This window comes from Shimia sp., assembly GCF_039969785.1.
In the GTDB taxonomy this organism is placed as follows: domain Bacteria; phylum Pseudomonadota; class Alphaproteobacteria; order Rhodobacterales; family Rhodobacteraceae; genus Shimia.
Window position 1 is genome coordinate 136,377 of record NZ_JBDVNC010000013.1, and the last position, 24,665, is coordinate 161,041.

21 protein-coding genes are annotated in these 24,665 nt (G+C 57.3%); 7 read left to right on the plus strand and 14 right to left on the minus strand.

Annotated elements, in window-relative coordinates; translation table 11 throughout:
- Nucleotides 1-264 precede the first annotated feature (264 nt).
- The 3 genes from ABJI08_RS05760 (at nt 265) to ABJI08_RS05770 (ending at nt 3,552) form a co-directional block, all read left to right on the plus strand.
- Nucleotides 265-2,238, plus strand: a complete 1,974-nt coding sequence (locus ABJI08_RS05760) for a heme lyase CcmF/NrfE family subunit (RefSeq protein WP_348400869.1) — start codon at nt 265-267, stop codon at nt 2,236-2,238.
- Nucleotides 2,235-2,711, plus strand: a complete 477-nt coding sequence (locus tag ABJI08_RS05765; RefSeq protein ID WP_348400870.1) for a cytochrome c-type biogenesis protein — start codon at nt 2,235-2,237, stop codon at nt 2,709-2,711. The genes ABJI08_RS05760 and ABJI08_RS05765 overlap by 4 nt, the downstream gene beginning before the upstream one ends.
- A 64-nt stretch (nt 2,712-2,775) precedes the next feature.
- Nucleotides 2,776-3,552, plus strand: a complete 777-nt coding sequence (locus tag ABJI08_RS05770; protein WP_348400871.1) for an enoyl-CoA hydratase-related protein — start codon at nt 2,776-2,778, stop codon at nt 3,550-3,552.
- 83 nt (nt 3,553-3,635) lie between these two features.
- On the opposite strand, the gene ABJI08_RS05775 is transcribed toward ABJI08_RS05770, so the two are convergent.
- From ABJI08_RS05775 to gltX, 4 genes are all read right to left on the minus strand, one after another.
- On the minus strand, nt 3,636-4,874 hold the full coding sequence (locus ABJI08_RS05775; protein WP_348400872.1) for a calcium-binding protein: 1,239 nt from the start codon (nt 4,872-4,874) through the stop codon (nt 3,636-3,638).
- Nucleotides 4,875-5,058: 184 nt separating this feature from the next.
- Nucleotides 5,059-5,556: a DUF2087 domain-containing protein gene (locus ABJI08_RS05780; protein WP_348400873.1), complete on the minus strand. Its 498-nt coding sequence runs from the start codon at nt 5,554-5,556 to the stop codon at nt 5,059-5,061.
- A 297-nt stretch (nt 5,557-5,853) separates the two neighbouring features.
- Nucleotides 5,854-7,149, minus strand: a complete 1,296-nt coding sequence (gltA, locus tag ABJI08_RS05785) for a citrate synthase (protein ID WP_348400874.1) — start codon at nt 7,147-7,149, stop codon at nt 5,854-5,856.
- A 73-nt stretch (nt 7,150-7,222) separates the two neighbouring features.
- Nucleotides 7,223-8,647, minus strand: coding sequence for a glutamate--tRNA ligase (gltX, locus tag ABJI08_RS05790; protein WP_348400875.1), 1,425 nt, complete (start codon nt 8,645-8,647; stop codon nt 7,223-7,225).
- Between the two features lie 79 nt (nt 8,648-8,726).
- Here gltX and ABJI08_RS05795 point away from each other — a divergent pair, with 79 nt between their 5' ends.
- Entirely contained in the window at nt 8,727-10,763 is a 2,037-nt protein-coding gene (locus ABJI08_RS05795; RefSeq protein ID WP_348400876.1) for a ComEC/Rec2 family competence protein, read from the plus strand.
- Here ABJI08_RS05795 and lexA read toward each other — a convergent pair.
- The 7 genes from lexA to ABJI08_RS05830 form a co-directional block, all read right to left on the minus strand.
- Nucleotides 10,757-11,461 (minus strand): transcriptional repressor LexA, encoded by a 705-nt coding sequence (gene lexA / locus ABJI08_RS05800; protein WP_348400877.1) that lies wholly within the window; start codon nt 11,459-11,461, stop codon nt 10,757-10,759. The two genes, ABJI08_RS05795 and lexA, sit on opposite strands and share 7 nt — an antisense overlap.
- A gap of 132 nt (nt 11,462-11,593) precedes the next feature.
- Entirely contained in the window at nt 11,594-12,769 is a 1,176-nt protein-coding gene (glp, locus tag ABJI08_RS05805) for a gephyrin-like molybdotransferase Glp (protein WP_348400878.1), read from the minus strand.
- On the minus strand, nt 12,766-13,242 hold the full coding sequence (moaC, locus tag ABJI08_RS05810) for a cyclic pyranopterin monophosphate synthase MoaC (RefSeq protein WP_348400879.1): 477 nt from the start codon (nt 13,240-13,242) through the stop codon (nt 12,766-12,768). The genes glp and moaC overlap by 4 nt, the downstream gene beginning before the upstream one ends.
- Complete coding sequence (gene trpC, locus ABJI08_RS05815) at nt 13,242-14,054, minus strand: indole-3-glycerol phosphate synthase TrpC (protein WP_348400880.1); 813 nt, start codon at nt 14,052-14,054, stop codon at nt 13,242-13,244. Before trpC ends, moaC begins: the two co-directional genes overlap by 1 nt.
- Nucleotides 14,051-14,722 (minus strand): uracil-DNA glycosylase, encoded by a 672-nt coding sequence (locus ABJI08_RS05820; protein ID WP_348400881.1) that lies wholly within the window; start codon nt 14,720-14,722, stop codon nt 14,051-14,053. Before ABJI08_RS05820 ends, trpC begins: the two co-directional genes overlap by 4 nt.
- 52 nt (nt 14,723-14,774) lie before the next feature.
- Nucleotides 14,775-15,797: an anthranilate phosphoribosyltransferase gene (gene trpD / locus ABJI08_RS05825; RefSeq protein WP_348400882.1), complete on the minus strand. Its 1,023-nt coding sequence runs from the start codon at nt 15,795-15,797 to the stop codon at nt 14,775-14,777.
- Nucleotides 15,794-16,387 carry an aminodeoxychorismate/anthranilate synthase component II gene (locus tag ABJI08_RS05830; protein WP_348400883.1) on the minus strand — a complete coding sequence of 198 codons (594 nt, stop codon included), beginning with the start codon at nt 16,385-16,387 and terminating at the stop codon, nt 15,794-15,796. The genes trpD and ABJI08_RS05830 overlap by 4 nt, the downstream gene beginning before the upstream one ends.
- 146 nt (nt 16,388-16,533) lie before the next feature.
- Between ABJI08_RS05830 and ABJI08_RS05835 the strand changes: the two genes are divergently transcribed.
- From ABJI08_RS05835 to ABJI08_RS05845, 3 genes are all read left to right on the plus strand, one after another.
- Nucleotides 16,534-17,928 (plus strand): divergent polysaccharide deacetylase family protein, encoded by a 1,395-nt coding sequence (locus tag ABJI08_RS05835; RefSeq protein ID WP_348400884.1) that lies wholly within the window; start codon nt 16,534-16,536, stop codon nt 17,926-17,928.
- Nucleotides 17,929-18,105: 177 nt separating this feature from the next.
- Nucleotides 18,106-18,909 (plus strand): alpha/beta hydrolase, encoded by an 804-nt coding sequence (locus ABJI08_RS05840; protein ID WP_348400885.1) that lies wholly within the window; start codon nt 18,106-18,108, stop codon nt 18,907-18,909.
- A 50-nt stretch (nt 18,910-18,959) separates the two neighbouring features.
- Nucleotides 18,960-20,336: an adenylate/guanylate cyclase domain-containing protein gene (locus tag ABJI08_RS05845; protein ID WP_348400886.1), complete on the plus strand. Its 1,377-nt coding sequence runs from the start codon at nt 18,960-18,962 to the stop codon at nt 20,334-20,336.
- Nucleotides 20,337-20,364: 28 nt separating this feature from the next.
- Here the strand turns inward: ABJI08_RS05845 and ABJI08_RS05850 are convergent, their stop codons facing one another.
- The 3 genes from ABJI08_RS05850 to ABJI08_RS05860 form a co-directional block, all read right to left on the minus strand.
- A complete protein-coding gene (locus tag ABJI08_RS05850; protein WP_348400887.1) occupies nt 20,365-21,141 on the minus strand; it encodes a methyltransferase domain-containing protein in 777 nt (258 codons plus the stop codon).
- A 76-nt stretch (nt 21,142-21,217) separates the two neighbouring features.
- On the minus strand, nt 21,218-22,729 hold the full coding sequence (gene trpE, locus ABJI08_RS05855) for an anthranilate synthase component I (RefSeq protein ID WP_348400888.1): 1,512 nt from the start codon (nt 22,727-22,729) through the stop codon (nt 21,218-21,220).
- An 18-nt stretch (nt 22,730-22,747) separates the two neighbouring features.
- Nucleotides 22,748-24,589: a peptidyl-prolyl cis-trans isomerase gene (locus tag ABJI08_RS05860; protein WP_348400889.1), complete on the minus strand. Its 1,842-nt coding sequence runs from the start codon at nt 24,587-24,589 to the stop codon at nt 22,748-22,750.
- Nucleotides 24,590-24,665 lie beyond the last annotated feature (76 nt).

Here is a 24,665-nt window from a genome sequence, read left to right on the forward strand (position 1 = left end):
TCGTTTGGGATTCAGGGCGTGTTACGACCATGACAAAGACCACGTGGTGGAGGGCCGTGTTTTCGCAGTCAGATTGAGTTCATTTCCAACGTTCAGTTTCAGCTTTCGAATTGTTCCTTTGATCTGAGGTGTATCGGAACTTGCGACCATTCGGTTCGCCATAATCGCCCAGGGTTCCGGAAAAGCCCACAACGCGACAATGTGATCGTTTGGACATGACGAAAGTCATTGGCCGCCAACGACTCGCGACGTATATGTCAAACCATGATAGTTGAGCTTGGCCATTTTGCCCTGATTTTAGCCGCCGTCACCGCGCTGGTGCAGGCGGTTGTTCCGTTGATTGGAGCCCATAAACGCTGGCCCGGCTGGATGGCCGTGGCGGAACCGGCGGCCGGGTTGCAGTTTCTTTTGACACTGGCGTCCTTTGTCGCGCTGACCTATGCGTTTGTGCTGTCAGATTTTTCGGTGCAGTTGGTGACGTCCAACTCGCATACGCTGAAACCGATGCTGTATAAAATCAGCGGTGTGTGGGGCAACCACGAAGGATCGATGCTGCTTTGGGTATTGATCCTGACATTATTTGGCGCGTGTCTGGCGTGGTTTGGCGGCAATCTGCCCTCCAGCCTGAGAGCGCGGGCATTGGCGGTGCAAGCCGCTGTGGGCGTTGCGTTTTTCGCGTTTATCTTGTTCACGTCAAACCCGTTTGAACGCATGAGCGTGGCGCCGTTTGACGGGCGCGGATTGAACCCGCTACTGCAGGATCCCGGTTTGGCGTTTCATCCGCCGTTTCTGTATCTGGGATATGTCGGTCTGAGTATGGCGTTTTCCTTTGCCATTGCCGCCCTGATCGAAGGGCGTGTGGATGCGGCATGGGCGCGTTGGGTGCGGCCATGGACATTGGCGGCCTGGGTTTTCCTGACCATCGGCATCGCCTTGGGGTCCTGGTGGGCCTATTATGAGCTTGGCTGGGGTGGTTTCTGGTTCTGGGACCCGGTTGAAAACGCGTCATTTATGCCATGGCTTTTGGCGGCGGCCCTGCTGCATTCGGCGATCGTTGTCGAGAAACGTGAGTCGCTGAAAAGCTGGACCATCCTGTTGGCCATTCTGGCGTTTGGATTTTCGCTGATCGGGACATTTATTGTGCGCTCTGGCGTAATCACGTCGGTGCATGCCTTTGCCAATGATCCCGAACGCGGCGTGTTTATTCTGGCCATTCTGGCGTTTTTCACCGGCGGTGGGCTGACTTTGTTTGCGGCGCGCGCTTCGGCGATGGAGGCCAAGGGTATCTTTAGCATGGTCAGCCGCGAAAGCGCGTTGGTTCTGAACAACATCCTGTTGGCGGTTAGCTGTTTCGTGGTCTTTGTGGGTACAATATGGCCGCTGGTTTCCGAGATTTTCTTTGTGCGCAAGCTGAGCGTCGGGGCGCCGTTTTTCAACATGGCGTTCACGCCGTTTATGGTGATCCTTGGGGCTGTGTTGCCGATAGGGGCGATGCTGCCGTGGAAGCGTGCCAAAATCAGCAAAGTTGTACGGCCTTTGATACCTGCCTTTGTGTTGGCATTGGCCCTGGCCGCGCTTGCATGGGTGATGCAGACACAACGCAGCATTCTGGGACCAGTTGGTTTGTTCCTTGGGGCGTGGTTGGTGTTTGGTGCACTGACGGATGTGGCGAGTCGCACCGGGCGTGGATCATTGAGCGCGCGATTTGCGCGGCTTGTCAGATTGCCGCGCGCCGACTGGGGCAAGACCGTGGCGCATGCCGGTATGGGGATCACCATGTTGGGCATTTCCGGGTTGATGGCCTGGGAAATGGAAGACATCCGTGTCGCCTATAAGGGTGAGCCGTACATAGTTGGTGGTTATGAATTAACGCTGATCGAAGTGCATGACGAACAAGGGCCGAACTATCTGTCCACAATGGGATCTGTCCGGCTGAGCAAAGCAGGACGCGAGATTGCCATGCTGCACCCGGAAAAACGCGTGTATCCGGTGTCGGCCATGCCAACCACCGAAGCGGCCATTGATTACCGTCTTTTGCGGGACGTCTATGTGGTTGTTGGCGATCCTCAGGCGGATGGCGGTTATACGGTGCGAACCTATATCAAACCGCTGACCAACTGGATTTGGATGGGCACGGCATTGATGGCGTTGGGTGGGTTGCTGAGCCTGTCTGACCGGCGATACCGCGTTGCAGCCGGGGCCCGCAAATCCCCACGTGCGGGAGTGCCAGCAGAATGATCCTGAAAAATGCGATGAAAGCTCTGACGGTTGTTCTGTTGATGCTGGGGCTGGCTGGCCCTGCTTTGGCGGTGCAACCGGATGAGATTCTGAGTGATCCGCAATTGGAAAGCCGGGCGCGGGTGATCTCAAAGGACTTGCGGTGTCTTGTGTGTCGCAATGAAAGCATTGACGATTCCAACGCCGAACTGGCGCGTGATTTGCGCTTGTTGGTGCGGGAACGGCTGGTGGCTGGTGACAGCAACGACGAAGTTGTGGAGTTTGTCGTGGATCGGTACGGCGAATACGTGTTGTTGCGGCCCAAGACGGGCGGGTCGAACCTGCTTTTGTGGGCCGCCGGTCCTATGGCATTCCTTCTTGCACTGTTGTTGGCGGGTACCTATCTCAGACGCCGGAGCCGCGTAACGGAGCCGGTTGAAAACAGTCTGAACGACGACGAGCAGGCACGCCTGAAGGAAATCCTGAAAGACTGACGTCAGGTCCCGCTTGGAGTGGATCGACAGGAATGTCATGAAAGACTGGCAGCGGAGAGGGCCTATGGAATATCAGACAATTTCTCTGGAAATAACAGAGGGGGTGGCGGTTCTGACCCTGAACCGTCCCGACACGATGAATGCGCTGACGCAACAGATGCGTGCTGAAATCACCGACGCGATGCTTTATGCAGGTGGGCAGGCCCGGGTTGTCGTCATGACAGGCGCGGGCAATGCGTTTTGCTCTGGTCAGGACCTTGGTGATGGTGGCAGCGCCGCTGCAATGGATCTGGAGCGCGGATTGCGCGACGAATACACGCCGATGATCCGGTCTGTGCGGGATTGCCCGGTACCCACGATCTGTGCAGTGAATGGCGCTGCGGCAGGGGCAGGGGCCAATCTGGCGCTTGCGGCAGATGTGGTTATTGCATCCGAGAGCGCATATTTCCTGCAGGCCTTTGCCCGCATTGGTCTGATGCCGGATGCCGGGGGAACATATGTTTTGCCGCGCAGCATGGGAACGGCCAAAGCCATGGGGGCGGCCCTGTTTGCAGACAAGATCACCGCTCGTCAGGCGGATGACTGGGGCATGATCTGGGAAGCGATCGAGGATGACGCGTTTGACGCGCATTGGCGCGCCCGTGCCAAGCATTTGGCCAATGGGCCGACTCAGGCCTATCGCCGCATCAAACAGGCGGTCCAGCAAAGCTGGGACAACAACTGGATGGCGCAAATGGAAAACGAAGCACGTCTTCAGGGGCGGTTGGGCAAAACCCGCGATTTTCAGGAAGGCGTTGTAGCATTTCTTGATAAACGCCCGGCAGATTACGAAGGCCGCTAACGTCTGTTGTAACGTCACCTGCGCGCGGTGTGATCCGGGCGCAGGTAGTTAGAGTGTCTCTATTCGTAGGTCGAACGCGGTTTTTAGCCTGCAACGAGAAGAGCTTCTGCAGGCTCATCAACGTCCACTTCGACATATTCGATTGAAGACGTCACCTCGGCAGTGCTGGACCCCTGAACCGTAAACAAGTGCTCGCCATCCAGAAACACGAGGATGCCGGTATCGTCGGTTTGCGTGGTGGCCACGGGTTGCGCAGTGCCTGTATTGTAGAGGATGACAAGCGCCTCATCCTCATCAAAATCAGTGATCACCGCCGGGCTGTCAGTGGCCAGCTGGTCCTTGTGCATGATGAAGCTGTCGTCGCCTTCGCCACCTGTGGCGGTGTCCATCGCGCTGAGAAGGATTGAGTCGTCGCCGTCGCCGCCGTTCAGGACATCCGCGCCGCTATTGTCCGGTGTAAAGTCCAGCGACAGCCCTGGAATCTCTTGGTTTGACGCGGCCAGCGCAAAGTCATGCACCGAAATCGCGCGGTTGAAAATGTCCGCTCCCATCAGTGTGTCGTCGCCATCGTTGCCGTTCAGTTCGTCCGCGCCACGCCCCCCGATCAGCAAATCAGCGCCGTCGCCGCCGTTAAGTGTATCCATGCCGCGCGAACCGCCAAGGCTATCATCACCTTCGTCGCCGTTCAGCAAATCGTCCTGCCAGTCGCCATCCAGCGCGTCATTGCCAGTGCCACCGCTCAGCGTGTCATTGCCGGACTGACCCAACAAAATATCATCGCCTTCTTCACCAGATAACTCATCGTGGCCGTCATTGCCAAAGAGGCCGTCGTCACCAACACCGCCGGCCAGTGTATCATTGCCGTTTAGTCCGAACAATTCGTCGTGACCCCAACCGCCAATCAAATCGTCATCGCCGTGGCCACCATCCAGAGTGTCATCATCGGCCTTACCGCGAATTGCGTCGTCGCCTGCGCCGCCTTCGAGCCGGTCAGCGCCGTTGCGTCCCAACATGAGATCGTTTTCGTCGGTTCCGCGAAGATAGTCGTCTCCATCAGTGCCGAGGATTTCATTGGCATAGATGGTTTCTGCCGGGTCCACAGGTTCTTCGGGGCTATCTGTTTCGGCTGGCTCTTCTTCAACCGGATCATCTTCGGGATCCGACATTATGTCAGTTGTCTCAGTCGTTTCGTTTGGCATTTCCTCTTCGGGCATTTCGTCCGAATTGGTGTCGCTAGATCCGCTATCGTCGTCGTCATCGATAATTGCGGAAATCGCCCAGACCCAAAATCCCACACCCAATAATATTGCTAATGTTGTCATCAGTTTACCCCCCCCGAGGTCTTAAAATCTGTTCCATTGTGGGGACGTTAACCTTTTGGGTCAATGCCGATAACGTATTGTTTCATATTGAGAAACAGTCGGTCTAAATATCTATGACTGTCTAATTCGGGCCAACGACCCGACTTTGAGGATCGTTGGTTCGTTTGGCATGTGCTGTTTTCGTTCAGGCCAATCGAGAGATTAAGGCCAGCCCTTCGGCCGTCGGTTTACGTTCGATCCGACGATAGACGCTTCCGTCAATCGTGCGTTCGGCAAGTCCGTGATCGATCAGAGATCGTCTGAGCAGAACATGATCGGAAAACGCCAAGCCTTCGAGAAGTACGGCGTTGACCTGTTTCTCGGTCAGGTCCTCGCGCGCTGGCAGACGGGCCCAAAATGGCCAGAGGCACAGGCCCTGAACCTTGGTGTGTTTGGGCCAGCGCGTCATGCGTCCGCTGTCATCAAACACCCGTAAGGCGCGCTTCATGGCCAGTTGATCAAGCTCTTGCTCGGGCGGCGTGGCGCGCAGGTGCTGGTGGTTGCGATATCCCGCCGCCTTGGCGATCAGGCTAAGCATAGCAGCGTGACCGGGCAGTTTTTCGGCCTCTCCCAGCGATTTGCGAAGCGATTTTGAGAACGCCGAAACGTCGGCAATAAAGAGGGGAGTCATATCTTTCGACATGGCTTGCATCCTTTTGACAATTCGCGCCGTCCCTGAACGGGACCCGATGGCCGCCCTTGTCGACGGCACGGCAAAAAGCATGCTGTCTGAAATATTCGTCAGGTTTAGCGTGGTCAGATGACCGGCGGCGCCTCGGTGAACTGCGGACCGTGACGCACGGTTTAAGAACCATTTTGGCCGGTTGCAAGACAATATTTTTGAAAGCTACGAGTCCTGATGGCACGTAAGACGGTCGCAGCCAAAAAAAATGCCCGGTTCAATAGAACCGGGCATTGTCGTAAAACTGTGGTGCGCTGATCAGCGGTTTTCGATATCCGTGTAATCGCGTGATGTGTCACCCAGGTACAGCTGACGTGGACGGCCGATTTTGTGGCCCGGATCGGACAGTTGTTCTTTCCACTGCGAAATCCAGCCAACAGTGCGCGACAGCGCAAAGATTGGTGTGAACATCGATGTTGGGAAACCCATCGCTTCCAGAATGATGCCCGAATAGAAATCGACGTTCGGGAACAGTTTCTTTTCGGTGAAATATGGGTCAGCAAGTGCGGCAGCTTCCAGAGCCTTGGCCGTGGCCAGGATCGGGTTGTTTTCAACGCCAAGCAGATCCAGAACTTCGTCGGCAGACTGTTTCATCACGGTCGCGCGGGGGTCGAAGTTTTTATAAACGCGGTGACCAAAGCCCATCAGACGGAACGGATCGTTCTTGTCTTTTGCACGGGCAATATACTCAGGAATATTCTCGGGCGCGCCGATTTCCTTGAGCATTTCCAGACATGCCTGATTGGCGCCGCCATGTGCGGGGCCCCAAAGACAGGCAACACCGGCCGCAATACAGGCAAACGGGTTGGCACCGGACGATGACGCCAGACGCACTGTCGAGGTTGACGCGTTTTGTTCGTGGTCGGCGTGCAGTGTAAAGATGCGGTCCATCGCGCGGGCGAGGATCGGGTTCACTTCGTAATCTTCGCAAGGCACGGCGAAACACATGCGCAGGAAGTTTGACGCATAGTCCAGATCGTTGCGTGGATACACAAAAGGCTGACCAATTGTATATTTGTAAGCCATCGCGGCAATTGTCGGCATCTTCGCGATCAGGCGGTGTGACGCAATTTCACGTTGACGCTGGTCGGTGATGTCGGTCGAGTCGTGATAGAACGCAGACATTGCACCCACAACACCCACGATGATCGCCATCGGATGAGCGTCACGACGGAAACCGCGGAAGAAGTTGATCATCTGTTCATGCACCATGGTGTGGCGCGTGATGGTGGTTTCAAATTTTTCCAGTTCTGCGGCTGTAGGCAAATAGCCATAAAGCAGAAGGAAACAGACCTCGAGATAATGCGATTTGCCGGCCAGCTGATCAATCGGATAGCCACGGTGCAACAGGATGCCTGCTTCGCCGTCGATATATGTGATGGTGGAATCGCAGGATGCGGTTGAAGTGAAGCCCGGATCATAGGTGAAAACGCCTGCCTGACCATAGAGCTTGCGGATGTCCAGCACATCAGGGCCTTCTGTCGGCGAATGGATCGGCAGGTCATAGTCCTTGCCGTCAATTGTCAAAGTCGCGGATTTCTGGGTGTCAGACATTCACTTTTCCTTCATCTCTTGCTTGTGCGCGGATCACACAGGCCAGTTATTGATTATCGGGGGCACAAATCGATCAGTCGTCCTGCGCCTCCGGTTGATATTCGGCCGCATCTTTCAGACGCGCGATGGTTTCATCGCGTCCCAAAACAAGCATCATGTCGAATACGCTAGGAGTCACTGCGCGCCCGGAAAGTGCCGCCCTGAGTGGGCCAGCCATTTTTCCAAACTTGATATCCTTTGCATCTGCAAAGGCGCCTGTAACCGCCTCCATACCGTCTCGCGACCAGCTAGCATTTTGCAACTGCGGCGTCAATTCGTTCAGTATACCACGGGATACTGAATTTAGATTTTTAGCCGCTTTTGCATCATAATTCAGGGGTCGATTGGTCATTACAAAGTGAGCCTTTTCAAGGAGTTCCGGAAAAGTCTTGGCCCGGTCCTTGAGGCAATACATCGCATCCCGTAGTAACACGGACTTGACTTCGCTTACAGGCGATTGGTCTGTTGCAACAAGAAAAGCGTCAAGTTCTGTCACAAGTGCAGCATCGTCGCTGACTGCAATATGCTGTCCACAGAGGTTTTCAAGCTTTTTGGTGTCAAACCGCGCGGGGCTTTTGCCAATACCGCCAAGGTCAAACCATTCTTTGGCTTGTTCGTCGGAAAAAAACTCATCGTCGCCGTGGCTCCAACCCAGCCGGGTCAAATAATTACGCATCCCGGCGGCTGGACAGCCCATGCCCTGATATTCCTGTGCGCCCAATGCACCATGGCGTTTGGACAACTTTTTGCCATCGGGGCCGTGGATCAATGGAATATGCGCCCAGACCGGCACGTCCCAGCCCATGGCCTGATAGATCGTCATCTGGCGGGCCGCGTTGTTCAGATGGTCGTCTCCACGGATCACATGGGTTACCCCCATGTCGTGGTCATCCACAACCACGGCCAGCATGTAGACAGGTGTGCCGTCCGAGCGCAGCAGGATCATGTCGTCCAGCTGGTCATTGCGGATTGTCACGTCACCCTGAACCTGATCGCGGATCACGGTCGCCCCGTCACGCGGGGCTTTGATACGGATCACAAATGGTGCGTCCGGGTGGGATGACGGGTCGGCATCGCGCCAGGGGCTGCGGTACAATGTGGATTTGCCGTCGGCGCGGGCCTGTTCGCGAAATGCGGCGATTTCATCCTGTGTCGCAAAACACTTATAGGCTTTGTCTTGCGCCAACAGCTGATGCGCGACCTCTGCGTGGCGCTCTGCGCCTTCAAACTGGCTGACAACTTCTCCGTCATGATCCAGCCCAAGCCATGCCATACCCTGCAAAATGGCTGCTGTCGCCTCGGGGGTAGAGCGTTCCCGGTCCGTGTCTTCGATGCGCAACAGGAACTTGCCACCCCGGCCACGTGCATAGAGCCAGTTGAACAGCGCCGTGCGTGCGCCGCCGATGTGCAAAAAACCGGTTGGGGAAGGGGCGAAACGGGTGACGACCTGGCCTGTCATGTGAGGCTTAACCTTTCAGTAACCACGGGAGTTCTAGTATTTGCGTCTGTCTATCGACCCGCCAGAGAGAGGACAAGGCTTGCGCGCCGTCATTACCCTGCGGCTGGCCCTGCTTGGGCAACGGGGGCATTTGTTTGCCTGGGTACCGGTGTGTCTGGCGATTGGGATAGGCACGTTTTTTTCGCTGAAAACTGAGCCAGATCTGTGGATTCTTGGCCTGACTGCGGGTTTTACCGGATGGACGGCGATGATTGCCTTGCGTAGCGACGCTGTGGTCGGGCCGTTATTCTGGTGCGTGACCCTGGTCGCAGCAGGGTTTGCCCTGGCCGGGCTGCGGGCACATCAGGTGGCCGAGCCGGTAATGGCCTTTCGCTACTACGGACCAATTGAAGGTACAGTGGTTGGTATCGACCGGTCGGCGTCTGATGCGGTGCGGCTTACTTTGGCTGATGTTCGACTGTCTGACCTTGCTGTACAAAAAACACCGGCGCGGGTGCGTGTGTCGTTGCACGGGGATCAGGGGAACTTTACGCCCGCACCCGGGATGCGGTTGGGCCTGACGGGGCATTTATCGCCCCCATCGGGTCCGGTTGAGCCGGGTGGTTTTGATTTTCAGCGCCACGCATGGTTTCAGGAGCTGGGTGCTGTGGGATATACCAGATCGCCGGTTCTGGAATTGCAGGCCCCGGGAAATGGCGGGCGGGTGTTTGCGTTTCGCATGGCGTTGTCCCAAGCCATTCAGGCCCGTATGCCCGCAGATGTCGGAGGTTTTGCAGCAGCAGTAACAACCGGCGACCGGTCCGGAATTCCGGTTGCGACGGTTGAAGATTTGCGGATTTCAAATCTGGCACATTTGCTGGCGATATCAGGGTTGCATATGGGATTGCTGGCGGGGTTTGTCTTTGCCGCCGTCCGCGTGGGGCTGGTGCTGATCCCGCCGATTGGATTGCGTGTGAATGGCAAGAAAGTGGCGGCGGTGACGGCGCTTTTAGCGTCCTCAGGCTACCTCGCGATGTCCGGCGGCAGCGTATCGACCGAGCGGGCGTATGTGATGACGGCCGTTATGCTGTTGGCGGTACTGGTGGACCGGCGCGCGCTCAGCATTCGCGCTGTGGCTATGGCTGCGCTGGTTGTGCTGGTGTTGCGCCCCGAGGCATTGCTGGGGCCGGGGTTTCAGATGTCTTTTGCGGCGACAACCGCCTTGGTCGCGGTGTTTGGGTGGCTGCGCGAAAGGGAAATCCGGCTGGGCCCGAAATGGGTGCAACCGATTGCGGCTGTGGTTTTGTCATCTTTGGTGGCAGGGTTGGCGACGGCGCCGTTTGCAGCGTTTCATTTCAATCAGGTCGCACATTACGGGTTGCCCGCCAATCTGCTCTCGGTGCCGGTGATGGGAACGGTTGTGGTGCCGTCAGCGGTTCTGGCGGCTTTGCTGTCGCCGTTGGGGCTGGAACAGCTTGGATTGTGGCCCATGGGCGTTGGATTGCGCTGGATATTGTCGGTGGCGCAATACACGTCGGACCTTGATGGCGCGCGGGGTGGGGTGCCCAGCCCGGAAGCATGGATTTTGCCGGTTCTGACGCTGGGCGGGCTGGTCCTTGTTCTGTGGCAGGGGCACGCAAGATGGGCAGGCGGCGCAATTGTTGCGATTGCGTTTGGCGCGTGGGGTCTGTCTGAGCGGCCTGATATTTTGATTGCAGACACAGGTGGGCTGGTTGGCGTTCTGGAAGCCAAGGAACGGGCGTTGTCCAAACCTAAGGGGCAGGGGTTTGTTGCACGCAATTGGTTAGAGAACGACGGATCACAGCAGGATCAGGTGCAAGCGGCGAGCCTGTGGCAGGGCGAGACTAAGGGGCTGAGATTGTGGCCAATTGCACCGGGTAAACGTGTGATCCACGTTCAAGGTAAGCGCGGACTGGCGCTTTTCCAAGGTTGCGATCCGGGAGATGTTGTTGTGTTTTCAGTGGTCTACGATCAAAAGCTGCCATGTGATGCCTACGACCCAAAGCGGCTTGCCCAGTTGGGGGCCATGGCCATTCACCTAAAAGGCGCAGACATCCGTATCATATCGGCAAGGGATGTCACCGGACGACGCCTCTGGAATGATCAGGCTCAGTAAGTTCGGATCAGACCCACAAGACAGCCCTGAACTTTGACCTTGTCTTCGGGAAACACGCGGGTTTCATAGGCGGGGTTGGCGGCCTCGAGCGCGATGGACGTGCCATTGTGGTGAAAACGCTTAAGGGTGGCTTCCTGATCTTCGACCAGCGCGACAACAATATCGCCATTATCGGCCGTGACGGTTTCACGGATGATCACAACATCCCCGTCGTTGATCCCCGCTTCGATCATGGAATCGCCTTTGACCTCAAGCGCATAATGGGACCCACCGGAGGACAGCATCTGACCGGGCACAGCAACGTGATGATCGACATGGCTGATCGCCTCAATCGGGACACCGGCGGCGATTTTCCCCATAACGGGTAGTTCGCGGGCAAAAAGCTGAACCTGATCCGGGGTAACGTTGGCCGGTTGCGTCGGGGACGGGTGCGGGCCATCAATCACACGCGGTTTAAAGCCCGTGGTTGGCGCGCCACCCAGGCTTTCCGGCAGTTTCACGATTTCAATGGCGCGCGCACGATGTGCCAGCCGCCGAATAAACCCACGCTCTTCCAATGCGGTGATCAGCCGGTGGATGCCGGACTTGGATCGCAGGTCAAGCGCGTCCTTCATTTCATCAAAGCTGGGCGGGACGCCATCGCGTTGAACACGCGTATTGATGAACTCCAGCAGATCAAGTTGTTTTTTGGTCAGCATGACAGGTCTCCGCTGCGACGTTTCTCTTTGTTCTACTGTTGTTCTGGTTTTGTGTCAACAATTTCGCGAACGTAAGGGAAACATGGACCATAATATCGTCCATATTTTAGTTCATCTGTCGATGAATGCCGTTCAGATTGGTAGAAATGCGACTTGCGCGCCCATTGCTTGGGCGGGATCATTTGGCGGGCGGATCACCAACGCATTTGCCTGGGACAGGAACGACAACAGCGAGCTGTCCTGATTGTCAAAGACGGTCAAAACGCCATTGTCGAAACGCGCCCGCATATAGTGTTCCCGAGGACCGTTCGCGTCGATGGGGTGTGCCAATGGTGCCTGCTGCGTCGGGGCCGGTGCGGAACCGAGGCCCAGCATGGCGCGCAGGACTGGAATCACAAATATCTGTCCACAGACCATGGCGGAAACCGGGTTGCCGGGCAGGCCGATCATCATCGCGCCTGAGGCCAAACGCCCCGCCATCAAGGGTTTGCCGGGCCGCATTGCAATTTTGTAAAAGCTGCGCTGCATGCCAAGGTCTTGTGCGACATCACCAACCAGATCGTGATCGCCCACGGACGCACCGCCGATGGTGATCAGCAGGTCCGCATCATCGACCAGCGAAAAGGCCATTTCCAGCGACTCGCGGGTGTCGCGCGCGATAGGCAACATGCGGGCTTCGGCGCCAAGATCGCGCAGCATGGCCTGTAACCCAAAGGTATTAGAGGCAATGATCTGATCCGGTCCCGGTGTTTCACCCGGCATCACCAGTTCATCCCCGGTCGACAGAATCGCAACGCGCGGTTTTCGAACAACTGGCACGTCCGCGATATTCATCGCGGCCAGAAGCGCGATATCGGCCGGGCGCAGGCGCAGGGGGGCCTCAACCTGTTGGCCGTTGCGAAAATCGCCACCAGCCGGGCGAATATGAAAGCCGCGATCCAGCGTATCGGACAACGTAATGGTATCGCCGTCGCGGGTGGTGTCTTCTTGGATGATGACCCGGTCAACGCCTTTGGGCACGGGTGCGCCGGTGAATATGCGCACGGCTTGTCCGGCGTTTACTGTGCCGTCAAATCCATGGCCTGCCGCAGCTTCGCCAATCACCTGATATGTTGCGTCGGGGGCGACACCGTCGGCCTGAACTCCGTACCCATCCATTGCGCTGGCGGCAAAAGGGGGCTGATCACGGCGCGCTGTGACAGGTGCGGCCAGAATGCGCCCGTTGGCCTGCGACAAGGGCACGGTTTCAGCAGGGAGCGGTCCGGCAAGGTCAAACAGCAGGTCGAGAGCTTGGGAAACTGATATCATGAGGCCTCGTAACGTCCTGATTTTCCGCCGTCTTTCAGAACGACGCGTATGCCACCGATCTCCATCGCTTTGTCTACGGCTTTGGACATGTCATAGACCGTCAGTGCGGCGATATTGACGGCTGTCAGAGCCTCCATTTCGACGCCGGTCTGGCCGGTGGTTTTGACTGTGGCTTCGATCCGAACACCAGGCAGAGTTTCGTCGGGGGTCAATTCGACCGCGACTTTGGTGATGGGCAGCGGATGACATAGGGGGATCAACGTCGAACATTGTTTGGCGCCCATGATACCAGCGAGCCGCGCCACGCCCAGAACGTCACCCTTTTTGGCGCGACCTTCGGCAATGATATCAAAGGTTTCACGGGCCATCCTGATCCATCCTTCGGCGACAGCAACCCGGCTGGTCACCGCCTTGTCGGACACGTCAACCATGTGTGCATCGCCCTTGCCATCAAAATGCGTGAGACCAGACATTACATCGCTCCTGACGTCAGCGGATTGGCAAGCAGATCACGGGTAGCTTCTGTCACGTCCGCTTGACGCATCAGGCTTTCGCCAATCAAAAAGATGCGTGCACCATAGCGTGCCATTTCGGCCAGATCGGCGGGTGTGTTGAGACCGCTTTCGGAAATGATTAGACGGTCAGCGGGCACCAGTTTTGACAAGGTGCGTGTTGTGTCCAGAGATGTCTCGAACGTTTTGAGATTGCGGTTGTTGATGCCCATCAGTTCGGATTTCAGGTCGCTGGCACGTTCCAGTTCTTCGCGATTGTGGACCTCAAGCAGAACGTCCATGCCCCAGGAGAACGCAGCTTCTTCGAGCTCTTGCGCCTGTGCATCGCTGACGCTGGCGAGAATGATCAGAATACAATCGGCCCCCAGCGCGCGGGCTTCGGCCACCTGATAGGTGTCATACATGAAATCTTTGCGCAGGGCGGGCAGGTTGGTGGCCTCGCGCGCGGCGGTCAGAAAGGATTTGTCACCCTGAAAGCTGGGTGTGTCAGTCAGCACCGACAAACACGTTGCACCGCCGTTTTCATAGGCTTTGGCCAATTCCGGTGGATTGAAGTCTTCGCGGATCAACCCTTTGGAGGGGGAGGCTTTCTTTACTTCGGCAATCAACCCGTACCCGCTTCGGGACGCCATGCGCAACGCGTCGGCAAAGCCGCGTGTCGGGCTTGCTTCGCGGGCTTGCGCTTCAACAGCTTCCAGCGATTTTGCGGCCTTGTCGGCGGCAATTTCTTCAAGCTTGTAGGCCTTGATTTTGTCCAGAACAGTTTCGGTCATGCGGTCGTCCAATTGATTTCCGGCTCACCGCGTGCAGCGAGCCAAGTGTTGATACGCGAAAACGGGCGCGAGCCAAAAAAGCCGCGCCGTGCTGAAAGCGGTGACGGATGTGCGGTCTCTATCATCAGGTGGCCATCTTCTTTGTTGGCACCAGTTTTAGGCGATGAGATATGAGGTGCAAGGGCTTGTGCCTGTTTTCCCCACAAGACAAAGGCTGTGGGGCGGTGTGACACCTCTTTTAGCACCTGATGGGCCAAAGATTGCCATCCAAGCGTTTTGTGCCCGTTTGCCTCACCCGCCGGAACAGACAGAACGGTGTTCAGCAAAAGAACGCCTTGCGCGGCCCAAAACCGCAGATCGCCGTTATCCGGGGCGTCTTCGAGGTCTTCGCGCATTTCCTTGTAGATGTTGTTGAGCGAGCGCGGCAGGGGGCGCACGTCGGGCTCCACTGAAAACGCAAGCCCATGAGCGTGACCGGGGGTGGGATAGGGGTCCTGACCCATAATCACAACGCGCACGTTATCTGGTGGGGTCAGGTCAAGCGCCTGAAAGCGTTGGTGTTCGGGCGGTAGTATCTGACGTGTGTCATCCCTTAGCGCTTTGGCAATTCGGGGCCAGTCATCACGGAAAAAGGGCAGATGCGCCCAGTTTGTCGGTATCACAGACATGGCGTTTCCGATCTGTTGACTGATGCGGCCTTGCGTGTTTGGCCCGTGCGGATCACGCGGCCTGAGAAGTGACTTTGGCCAGACCTTCAACCTTGGACAGAGCAGCGCCGCTGTCGATGCTTTCAGTTGCCATTTCAACACCCTGGCGCAGGTCGTTTGCCTTGTCTGCCACCACCAACGCTGCCGCGCTGTTGAGCAGAACCGCGTCGCGATAGGCCGAAGGGGCTCCGTTCAGCAAGGCACGAAAAGCGACGCCGTTTTCTTCGGGTGTTCCGCCGATAATGTCTTGGAACGGATGCACGGGCAGTCCGGCATCTTCGGGGTGCAGTTCGACGTCTTTTATGGTGCCGTCCAATTCCAGCGCCGCGACCCAGCTGACCCCGGTGATGGTCAGCTCGTCCGTACCATCAGAGCCGTGCACCAACCACGCCCGCTCGGACCCCAGCTGGCCCAGCGTTTCGGCCATGGGGCGGATCAGGTCACGGGTAAACGCACCGGTTAGCTGACGTTTGGCGCCTGCGGGGTTGGTCAGTGGTCCGAGGATATTGAAAATGGTGCGCGTGCCCAGTTCGGCCCTGGTGGGCATGACATGGGCGATGGCCGGATGATGCATGGGCGCCATCATAAAGGCGATGCCACAGGTTTTCAGTGCCTGTTCCACCACGTCGGGGCCAACCATGACATTCACGCCCATCTGGGTCAGCGCATCAGCCGCCCCTGATTTGGAACTGAGGTTGCGGTTGCCGTGTTTGGCGACCGGTACACCAGCGCCTGCGACGACAAATGCAGTTGCGGTAGAAATATTGAGCGTACCTTTGCCATCGCCGCCGGTGCCGACAATGTCCATTGCCCCGTCGGGAGCGGTGACAGCATGGCATTTGGAGCGCATCACGGCCGCAGCGGCGGCGTATTCATCGACGGTTTCGCCGCGCGTGCGCAGCGCCATCAGAAAGCCGCCTATCTGGCTGGGCGTGGCCTCGCCTTCGAACAGGGCGGCAAAAGCGCTTTCGGCTTCGGCGCGGGTCAGTGGCCGGTCGGCAGCAGTGCCGATCAGGGGCTTTAATCGATCGCTCATGCGGGCACGCCTTTGGTTTGTGTCATCATGTCGAGAAAGTTCTGAAGCATGGCGTGGCCATGTTCAGACCTGATAGATTCGGGGTGGAACTGAACCCCCTGTATTGGCAAGTCACGGTGTTGCAGGCCCATGATGGTGCCATCTTCAAGCTCTGCCGTGACTTCAAGACTGTCCGGCAGGCTTTCACGTTCGACAATCAGCGAATGATAGCGGGTTGCCTCGAACGGGCTGGGCAGGCCTTTGAAAAGTCCTTTGCCGTCGTGGTTCACCGTGCCCATTTTACCGTGCACAATCTCGTGACAGCGCACCACTTTGCCACCAAAGGCCTGACCAATGCTCTGATGTCCCAGACAAACGCCCATCAGCGGCGTTTTGGTTTCTGCGGCAGCTTCGGTCAAAGCAAGGCAAATTCCGGCCTGATCGGGATCACAGGGCCCCGGAGACAGCAAGATTCCGGTCGGGTTCATGCCCATGGCGTCCTGAACAGTGAGCGCGTCGTTACGCCAAACGCGGACATCAGCGCCCAATTCGCCAAGGTAATGCACGAGATTGTAGGTAAAACTGTCGTAATTATCGATCAGAAGCAGCATTTTTCTGGTTCTTTTCCCAAAGATGCAAAACGGGGTAGAGGCCGGGGCCTACGTCGCGGTATACATGTTCAGGCTTGGCACCGAGGGTCAAGGGGGGCGTGAGCAGTATCGTCCCGAAAAACAGAGCCAGATAAAGGGCAGTACAGATGTTGCGTGGAATTTTGTCAGGTATTTTCTGGGGCGGCATCGTTGTCGTCGTTGTGGTCAGTGTTGCGTCGTTGTTAGCGCCTTTGCCGGCAACCGTGACGCCGCAAACGTCAGCGGTCGAGGGCACCGAAGGGTCTCAGGCATCTGTTGCAGATGGTGCGTTGGATGGTACATCGCGCACCGATGACACAGTGGACGAGCTGGCTCAGCCCGAAGTTGCTGAACCCAGCGCCAGCGAGGCGCCACCGTTGGCGGATACTGATTCCGCGCCGCGCCCTGAAACCTCGACGCCGGAAAATGACCTGACCACACCGCAGAACCCGGATGGTGGCGGCGCGGTTGTTGTTGAAAGCGACAGCCCGGTCTTGCCAAACCCACAAACCGAAACACCAGATGCCCCTGCGGCCGAGGACGAACCGTCAATTTCGGTCAATCCGCCTCAGCCAGAAGTGCCTGATGTGACTGAAGAAGGCGCCTTTCCAACGCCTGAACCAGAGCCCGCGACCGAAGACATGGCCGAGGAAAAAATGGCCAAGGTGGATCCAGAGGATCTGACGCCAGATGCCGAAGCCGGAGAATCTCAGGCTGACGAGGGTGAAGAGTCGTTGTTGAAGCCTGCAGGCGAACTGGAAGAGAAATTCCCGCAGCACAAGTCCGATCGCATACCCTCCGTCGGGGATGAGGAAAGCGCAGAGCAAAGTGCTACAGAAACAGCGCTTCCACGGCCTGTAGTGGCCAATGCAGAGCAGATGGACAACCCGGACGGCAAGCCTGTGATGGCGATTGTTCTGGTGGATGTCGGTGACGAAAATGTTGACCTGAACGCATTGGCAAGCTTTCCCTATCCGCTGAGCATTGCGGTTTCGACGCTGGACCCGAACGTCAAGGAAAAGGCCGCAGAATATCGCTCGAAAGGGTTTGAAGTTCTGGCAATGATTGATGTACCGGCTGCGGCCTCGGCATCGGATGTTGAAGTGGCGCTTGATGCGCATTTGTCTGTGGTGCCCGAAGCCGTTGGCGTGATGGAAGGGTTGGGTGACGGATTGCAGGGCAGTAAGGTCGTCTCTGATCAGGTGGCCAGCGTATTGGCAGCAACCGGACATGGATTGGTGATGTTTCCCAATGGCCTGAACACCGCGCAGAAACTGGCCGCCAAGGAAGGCGTGCCATCGGCCACGGTTTTCCGGGACTTTGACAGCAAGGGGCAATCCGCTGTTGTGATGCGCCGGTTCCTGGATCAGGCAGCGTTCAAAGCCGGACAAGCGGAGGGTGTTGTGATGGTCGGACGCTTGCGCGAAGAGACTGTGTCGGCGTTGTTGCTGTGGGGCTTGCAGGACCGGGCTGGAACCGTTGCGTTGGCGCCTGTATCGGCAGCGTTGCAAACGATCAACTGACTTGCGGATGCAGACCCACTGGCCATGCGGTTAACGCTTTGAGACACATGGCGAATCGCCGTTCGGCACTGCGTCGGTATTCCGTCGGTATCGTATCGGCGCAATCGATTTGATATCGGTGGTTTAACAGCGCGCCCGGATGCAGCACGATTGGGCAAGGATGAACGGGAGAGAACCATGCCTTATGTCGATCTGAACGGTGCGCATATTCACTACACCGACACAGGCAGTGCGGGTGATGCGATTGTGTTTTCACATGGGCTGTTGTTCAGCGGAGACATGTTTGAGGCTCAGGTCGCGCATTTTCAAAAATTGGGATTTCGCTGCATTACGTTTGACCACCGTGGGCAGGGCCAAAGCGGCGTCACGCAGAGCGGATATGATATGGACACGCTGACCGATGACGCGGCGCAATTGATCGGGCATCTAGACGCGGCACCTTGTCATTTCGCGGGGGTGTCGATGGGCGGATTTGTCGGCATGCGGCTGGCGGCGCGGCGTGCGGACTTGCTGAAATCTGTGATCCTGATCGAAACGTCTGCTGACCCAGAGCTGCAGGAAAATCAATCAAAATACAGGCAGCTGAACTTTGTTGCGCGCTGGATCGGATTGTGGGCGGTGATCAGCAAAGTGATGCCAATTATGTTTGGTCAGAGCTTTCTGAATGACGCGACCCGGGACGCTGAGCGGGCACGTTGGAAGAAAGCGATTATCGGCAATCACCGAATTGGCATCACTCGCGCCGTGAAAGGCGTGATTGATCGCGCACCGATCCATAAAGAACTGGGCGAGATTGTTATCCCGGCACTGGTAATTGTTGGCGAAGAAGACGTTGCCACCGTGCCTGCCAAAGCGGAGCGTATCAAAGCCGCCACCCCGGGGGCGCAGCTTGTGAGATTGCCGCGCGCCGGGCACAGCGCGACCATAGAAGAACCCGACGCCGTAAACGCGGCCATGCAGGCGTTTCTGGATCGGATTTAGGCGTTTTGAATACGCGACGGGAGGTCAAAACTACAAAGGAACGGGATCACGTGCCCCAATCGCAGACCGGCACAAGTATAGAAACCGAAACGGAAGACGGTCAGAAACGGCTTGTCAAACGTGGTGGTGTGTCGTTTGCGCGGGCAGAGCGGCAAGGCATGATGCTGGCGGCGCAGGTACGCATCGGCGCGTTGTTGTTGATCCTGATCTGGCAGATCATCGACAGCCCGGAAACCGGGCTGGCCTATCTGGTGACGCTGCTACAAATCGCGAGTTTTGCGGTGCTGGGGCTTCTGCAATATCTGTGTGCGCGGTATGATTTTCACGTCAAAATTCTGCAATACGTGTTCATAATTCTGGATTGCGTGCTGATGACGTTGTTGCTGAGTGTGCCGGACTTCTTTGATGATACGGCATTGCCAGCGTCCGTGATGCTGGACTCCGGGCGGGCGATGTATTTCCTTGTTTTCCTGATGCAGGCAGCGTTTGCACTGCGTCCGGCATTGGTGTTGTGGAGTGGGTTTTGCATCATCGGTGCACGCGTGGTGATGCTGGTATGGTTTCTTGGTATGCCCGGAGTTTACACCAATCTGAGTTTGCCGGATCAATCTTTAGAGGCCTTTCTGAATGCGCGGGCTGACCCAAATTTTGTTTTCCTCGGATTTTGGACCACTGAGGTAATTGTGGTTCTGATCCTGACGGCAGGTCTGGCGTTGGTTGTGCAGCGGTCCCGCAGGCTGGTGGAACGGCGCGCCAGCGCGGAGCGGTCGCGCGCCAGTCTGGCGCGGTATTTTTCGCCCAATGTGGTGGATCATCTGAGTGAAGCGCAGGATCAGCTGAGCGAGGTTCGCGAGCAGAACGTCGCAGTGTTGTTTGCGGACGTGATGGGCTTTACGCGTATGTGCGCAAATGAACCACCAGAGGCTGTGATTGGGTTGCTGCGGGAATATCACAATCGGTTGGGGCAGGCGGTTTTTGCCAATGGCGGCACGCTGGACAAGTATATCGGCGACGGGTTGATGGCGACTTTTGGTACGCCGCAATCCGGCCCGTCAGATGCGCGTAACGCGTTGAAATGTGCAATCCATATGATTGATGCGCTGGCGCAGTGGAATGAAGAGCGTGCAGTGCGTGGACAGCCACCGGTGCGAGTGGGGGTTGGTGTGCATTACGGGCCAGTGATTGTTGGGGATATCGGCAATGCGCGGCGCCTGGAATACAGCGTGATTGGTGACAGTGTGAACGTGGCCAGCCGTCTGGAACATCTGACGCGGGATTTGGACACGTCGCTGGTGGTGAGTGACGATGTGATCAAGGCGATTGGTGACAGCGATGCCGAAATGGCGCCGCTGTTGGGACGTTTAAGGAATGCGGGCATTCAGGCTGTGCGGGGGCGTGATACCGGGGTGCCGGTCTGGGTTTTGTGACTTTTTGGCCCGCATAACGGTGATGTTGTTACGGGCGGATGGCGAAGGCCACGAAATGGGTCAGCGAAAAGAAGAACGTGCCTGCGGCATTGCGGTCTACTTGTTCGTCAAACCATGCTTGTGCTTCGTCGGCGGATACAAAACCATTTTGCACCGCGTAGGCCTTCATCAGATGCATCATCATGAACGCGAGGCTATTCGGGCGCAGGTTGGTGCATGAAAAATTGACCGGGCGTAGTTCAATCAGTTGAAAACCGGCGTTGTGCAGCGCGGCGGGCAGGCTGGCGGGCAGGTGCGGATCGGCGACGTGATCCTCCCACGCCTTACACATCCGGCGCATGCGGTCGGGGTTATCCGAGGCCCATGCCAGCGTGTCAAAATGCATGTCGCCAATCACCAGACGCCCGCCGGGGCGCAGTTTGCTGTGCAAATCCTCAAGCGCTTGGGCGACGTCTGGCAGGTATTCGAACACTTGCAGCGAAATCGCCGCATCCAGAAAGGCACTATCCACCGGTAAACGCCCCGCCGCGCCCTCCAGTATGTCGATATTGGTGTAATCGGCGCAGCCTTTGCGCGCGGTGTCCAGCATGTCCGGGCTGATATCGACGCCGATTATTCGTCCGGTTGGCCCTACTGCGCGCGCAAGTTCCTGAGACAGCAGGCCCTGACCACATCCCAGATCAAGAATGACCTCGCCCGGGCGGGGGGCAAGCATGCGCATGTTTTCCATACGCCGCCGGGTGATGTCGGAGCCAAGATAGCTTTCGTTGATGATTTTCAGCGTGTCGGCGTCAAAGCGCAGCATTCAGACCTCGGCAATAACTTGCAATTCCAATGCCAGATCATGGCATGGATATGGTCAATTGCAAAACGCCAGAGACTTAACTGTTTCCGTTGCCGCTGAACCGGGCCGCATCGGCGGCGGCGCGGCGGATGGCGTTGGATTTGTGCACGGTCTCCATATATTCCGCCTCTGGGTCGCTGTCATAGACTACACCGCCGCCCGCCTGAATATAGAGTTTCTGATCCTTCACGATGGCTGTGCGCAGCGCGATACAGATGTCCATATCGCCGCCCGAGCTGAAATAGCCCACACCACCGCCATAAAGGCCGCGTTTTTCGGGCTCCAACTCGTCGATGATTTCCATCGCCCGCACTTTAGGAGCACCAGAGACGGTGCCAGCAGGCATGCCTGCAAAGAACGCATCCAGCGCGTCTTTGTCTTCGGCCAGCTCACCAACGACGTTTGACACGATGTGCATCACATGGCTGTAGCGTTCGATAATGAACTGCTCGGTTGGGCGCACTGTGCCAATTTTGGACACGCGACCGGTATCGTTGCGGCCCAGATCAAGCAGCATCAGATGTTCGGCCAACTCTTTCTTGTCGGCCAGCAAATCGGCCTCAAGCGCGTTGTCTTCCTCGGGCGTGGCACCGCGCGGGCGGGTGCCGGCGATGGGGCGAATGGTGACTTCGTCGCCAAACACGCGCACAAGGATTTCCGGGCTTGCGCCCACGACCTGAAAACCGCCGAAGTTAAAATAGAACATGAACGGCGACGGGTTGGTGCGGCGCAGGGATCGATAAAGCGCAAATGGCGGCTGGCGGAATTCCTGTGTCCAGCGCTGTGCGGGCACAACCTGAAAAATGTCCCCGGCACGGATGTAGTCTTTGGCCTTTTCGACCGCATCCAAATAGCCCTGTTTGGTGAAATTGCTGACCGGGGGCGCGATTTCGTCGGCGTCGCCCAGATCGCGCGCTGCCTGAGGCATGGCGCGTTCCAGATCACGTACAGCGTCCATGACCCGTTCAGCCGCTTGCGCATAAGCGGCGCGGGCCGATTGGCCTTCGCTGGTCCATGCGGGTGACACCACAGTGACTTCGCCTTTGACGCCGTCCAGCACGGCCACAACCGAGGGGCGCAGCATGCAGGCATCGGGCAGGCCCAGCGGATCAGGGTTCACATTTGGCAGGTGTTCGACCAGCCGGATCATGTCATATCCGAGATAACCAAACAGACCCGCAGCGGCCTGTGGCAGATCACCGGGCAATTCGATACGGCTTTCGGCGATCAGGTCGCGCAGATTGACCAACGGATCGCCCGATTGCGGTACGAATCCTTCAGGATCAAAACGCGCCGAGCGATTGATGCGGCTTTTGGTGCCGTGACACTGCCAGATCAGATCGGGCTTCATCCCGATAATCGAATAACGCCCGCGCACCTCGCCACCTGTTACCGATTCCAGCATAAAGGCGTCTTTATGCGCGCCGGTCAGCTTGAGCATTAACGATACAGGTGTGTCCAGATCCGCAGCAAGACGGGTATAAACAACCTGATTTTGCCCCGCGTCATACGCCGGTGCGAAATCCTCGAATGAGGGGACGAGATCCACGACTGTGCCTTTCTCTCTTTACTGAAGCTGAGAGTGCACTGCGTTCAGTGCCTGCTGGTTGATTTCGACAGGATAGTTGGACTGGAGCGCTTGCGAGAAGGCGTCAAAGATGTCCTGTGCAATGCCTGCTGATACTTGCTGTGTGATGCTGCCTGCGACCGCCACCACTTCGGGTGAATCGGTTTGTGGCGCATTCACCGCGTTCAGGCGCACCAGCGTCAAACCGCCCCCGTCTTCCAGCTTGCGAATGTCGCCGGGCTGCATTTCGAACACGGTTTGCATGAAGTTTGCAGGGGTGCCGGGCACAAAGCCGCTGCGATCCTGACCAGTTTCTTCGATGGCGTTGAACCCAAACGAGGCAAAATCGGTGCCATCCTGAAGGCGTGGCATCAGCGTTTCAACCAGCTGGTCCAGTGCGGCAGCGGTTTGCGCGTTAGTCCACGCGGCACTGACCTCAGAGCGTACATCCTCCAGCGGGGCAGGGTGCGCTTCGCTTTCGCCGTCCAGTTGCAGCGCAAAGATACCGCCATCTTCAAGAGTTTCGATCTGCGGGAAATCATCAACAGAGACGGCTGCGGCCACGGTGCGGAAGTTTTCATAACCAGCAATCGGGTCTTCTGAAGCGGGATGCCAGCTGACGCTGCCCAACTGCATGTCTGTTTCGGCGGCCAGTTCTTCCAATGTGGCTCCTGCGGCCAGCAGGTCGTCAATGTCACCAATCTGAGCATCAATCACGCGGCGTGCCCGTTCGGCGGCCAGTTCTTCGCGCAATTGTGCACGCGCCTGTTCAAAGCTGGTGGATTGTGCGGGCAAAATGCCATTGGTGCGGAACAAAGCCGGGCCCAGGTCTGTTTGTGCCGGGCCGGAGATTGCACCGGTTGCAGCGCTGAATACAACGTCGCCTGCACCGCTCAGCTCGGCCTTGGACACGTCACCCAGATCAATATCCGAAAGCGTCAGCCCACGTGATTCCACCAATGCTTCAAACGTGGTTTCATCGGCGTCCAGCTGATCTTTGGCGGCTTGCGCTGCGGCCATATCCGGGAACGCAAGACGTTCGACCAGACGACGTTCCGGGCGGTTGAATTCGGACGCGCGGTCTTCGTACAATTTTTGCAGAGCGGTTTCATCAACCTCGACGCCGTCGATGATCATTTCCGGGCTGAGCCAGACAAAAGTGATCTGGCGTGTGGCCGGGATCATAAAGTCTTCCTGATGATCGTCATAGTGGCTTTGGATATCGGCATCCGTCGGTGCGGCGATCGGACGGGTCAAATTGTCAGCACTCAGACGCGACCATGTGAAATCACGCTGTTCACCTACAAAGCCGATCAGCGTGTCCGCATAGCTTTGCGGCATCGAAATACCCGAAACAATGGCGCCCTGCAGCAGGCTGCGCGCGGTTTCTTCACGAACGCTGTCTTCAAAGTCAGATTCGCTCATACCAGCCTGATCAATGGCAAACGCATAGGCGTCGCGATCAAACGTTCCGTCGAGCCCCTGAAACGCCGGGATTTCCAGCAATTCGCGGCGCAGGTTTTCGTCGCCAATCGACACGCCAAGCCGTTCGGTTTCAGCGTCCATCGCGCGGGTCACAACCAGCTGGCCCAGCACGCTGCGATCCAACCCAAGGGCCTGACCCTGAGCAAAACTGAAAGACTGCCCGGTTTGAGCCTCAATCGCGCGCAATTCGTCCTGAATGGCGCGGGCATAAGCGTTGATCGAGATTTCTTTGCCGCCGACTTCACCGATGGTGCGCACGGCGCCCGAAAGGTTGGTGACTCCAAAGCCGCCAAGACCCAGAATGAGCATGGCCATAAGGATCCAGACCAGCGTTTTTGACGTTTTTCCCTTGGACATGCGCGCCCCCTGCGGGTTGGTTATTCTATTGGTTCCGCGGATGTCTACGCGGTTGGTGCAGGGGGGGCAAGGGGGT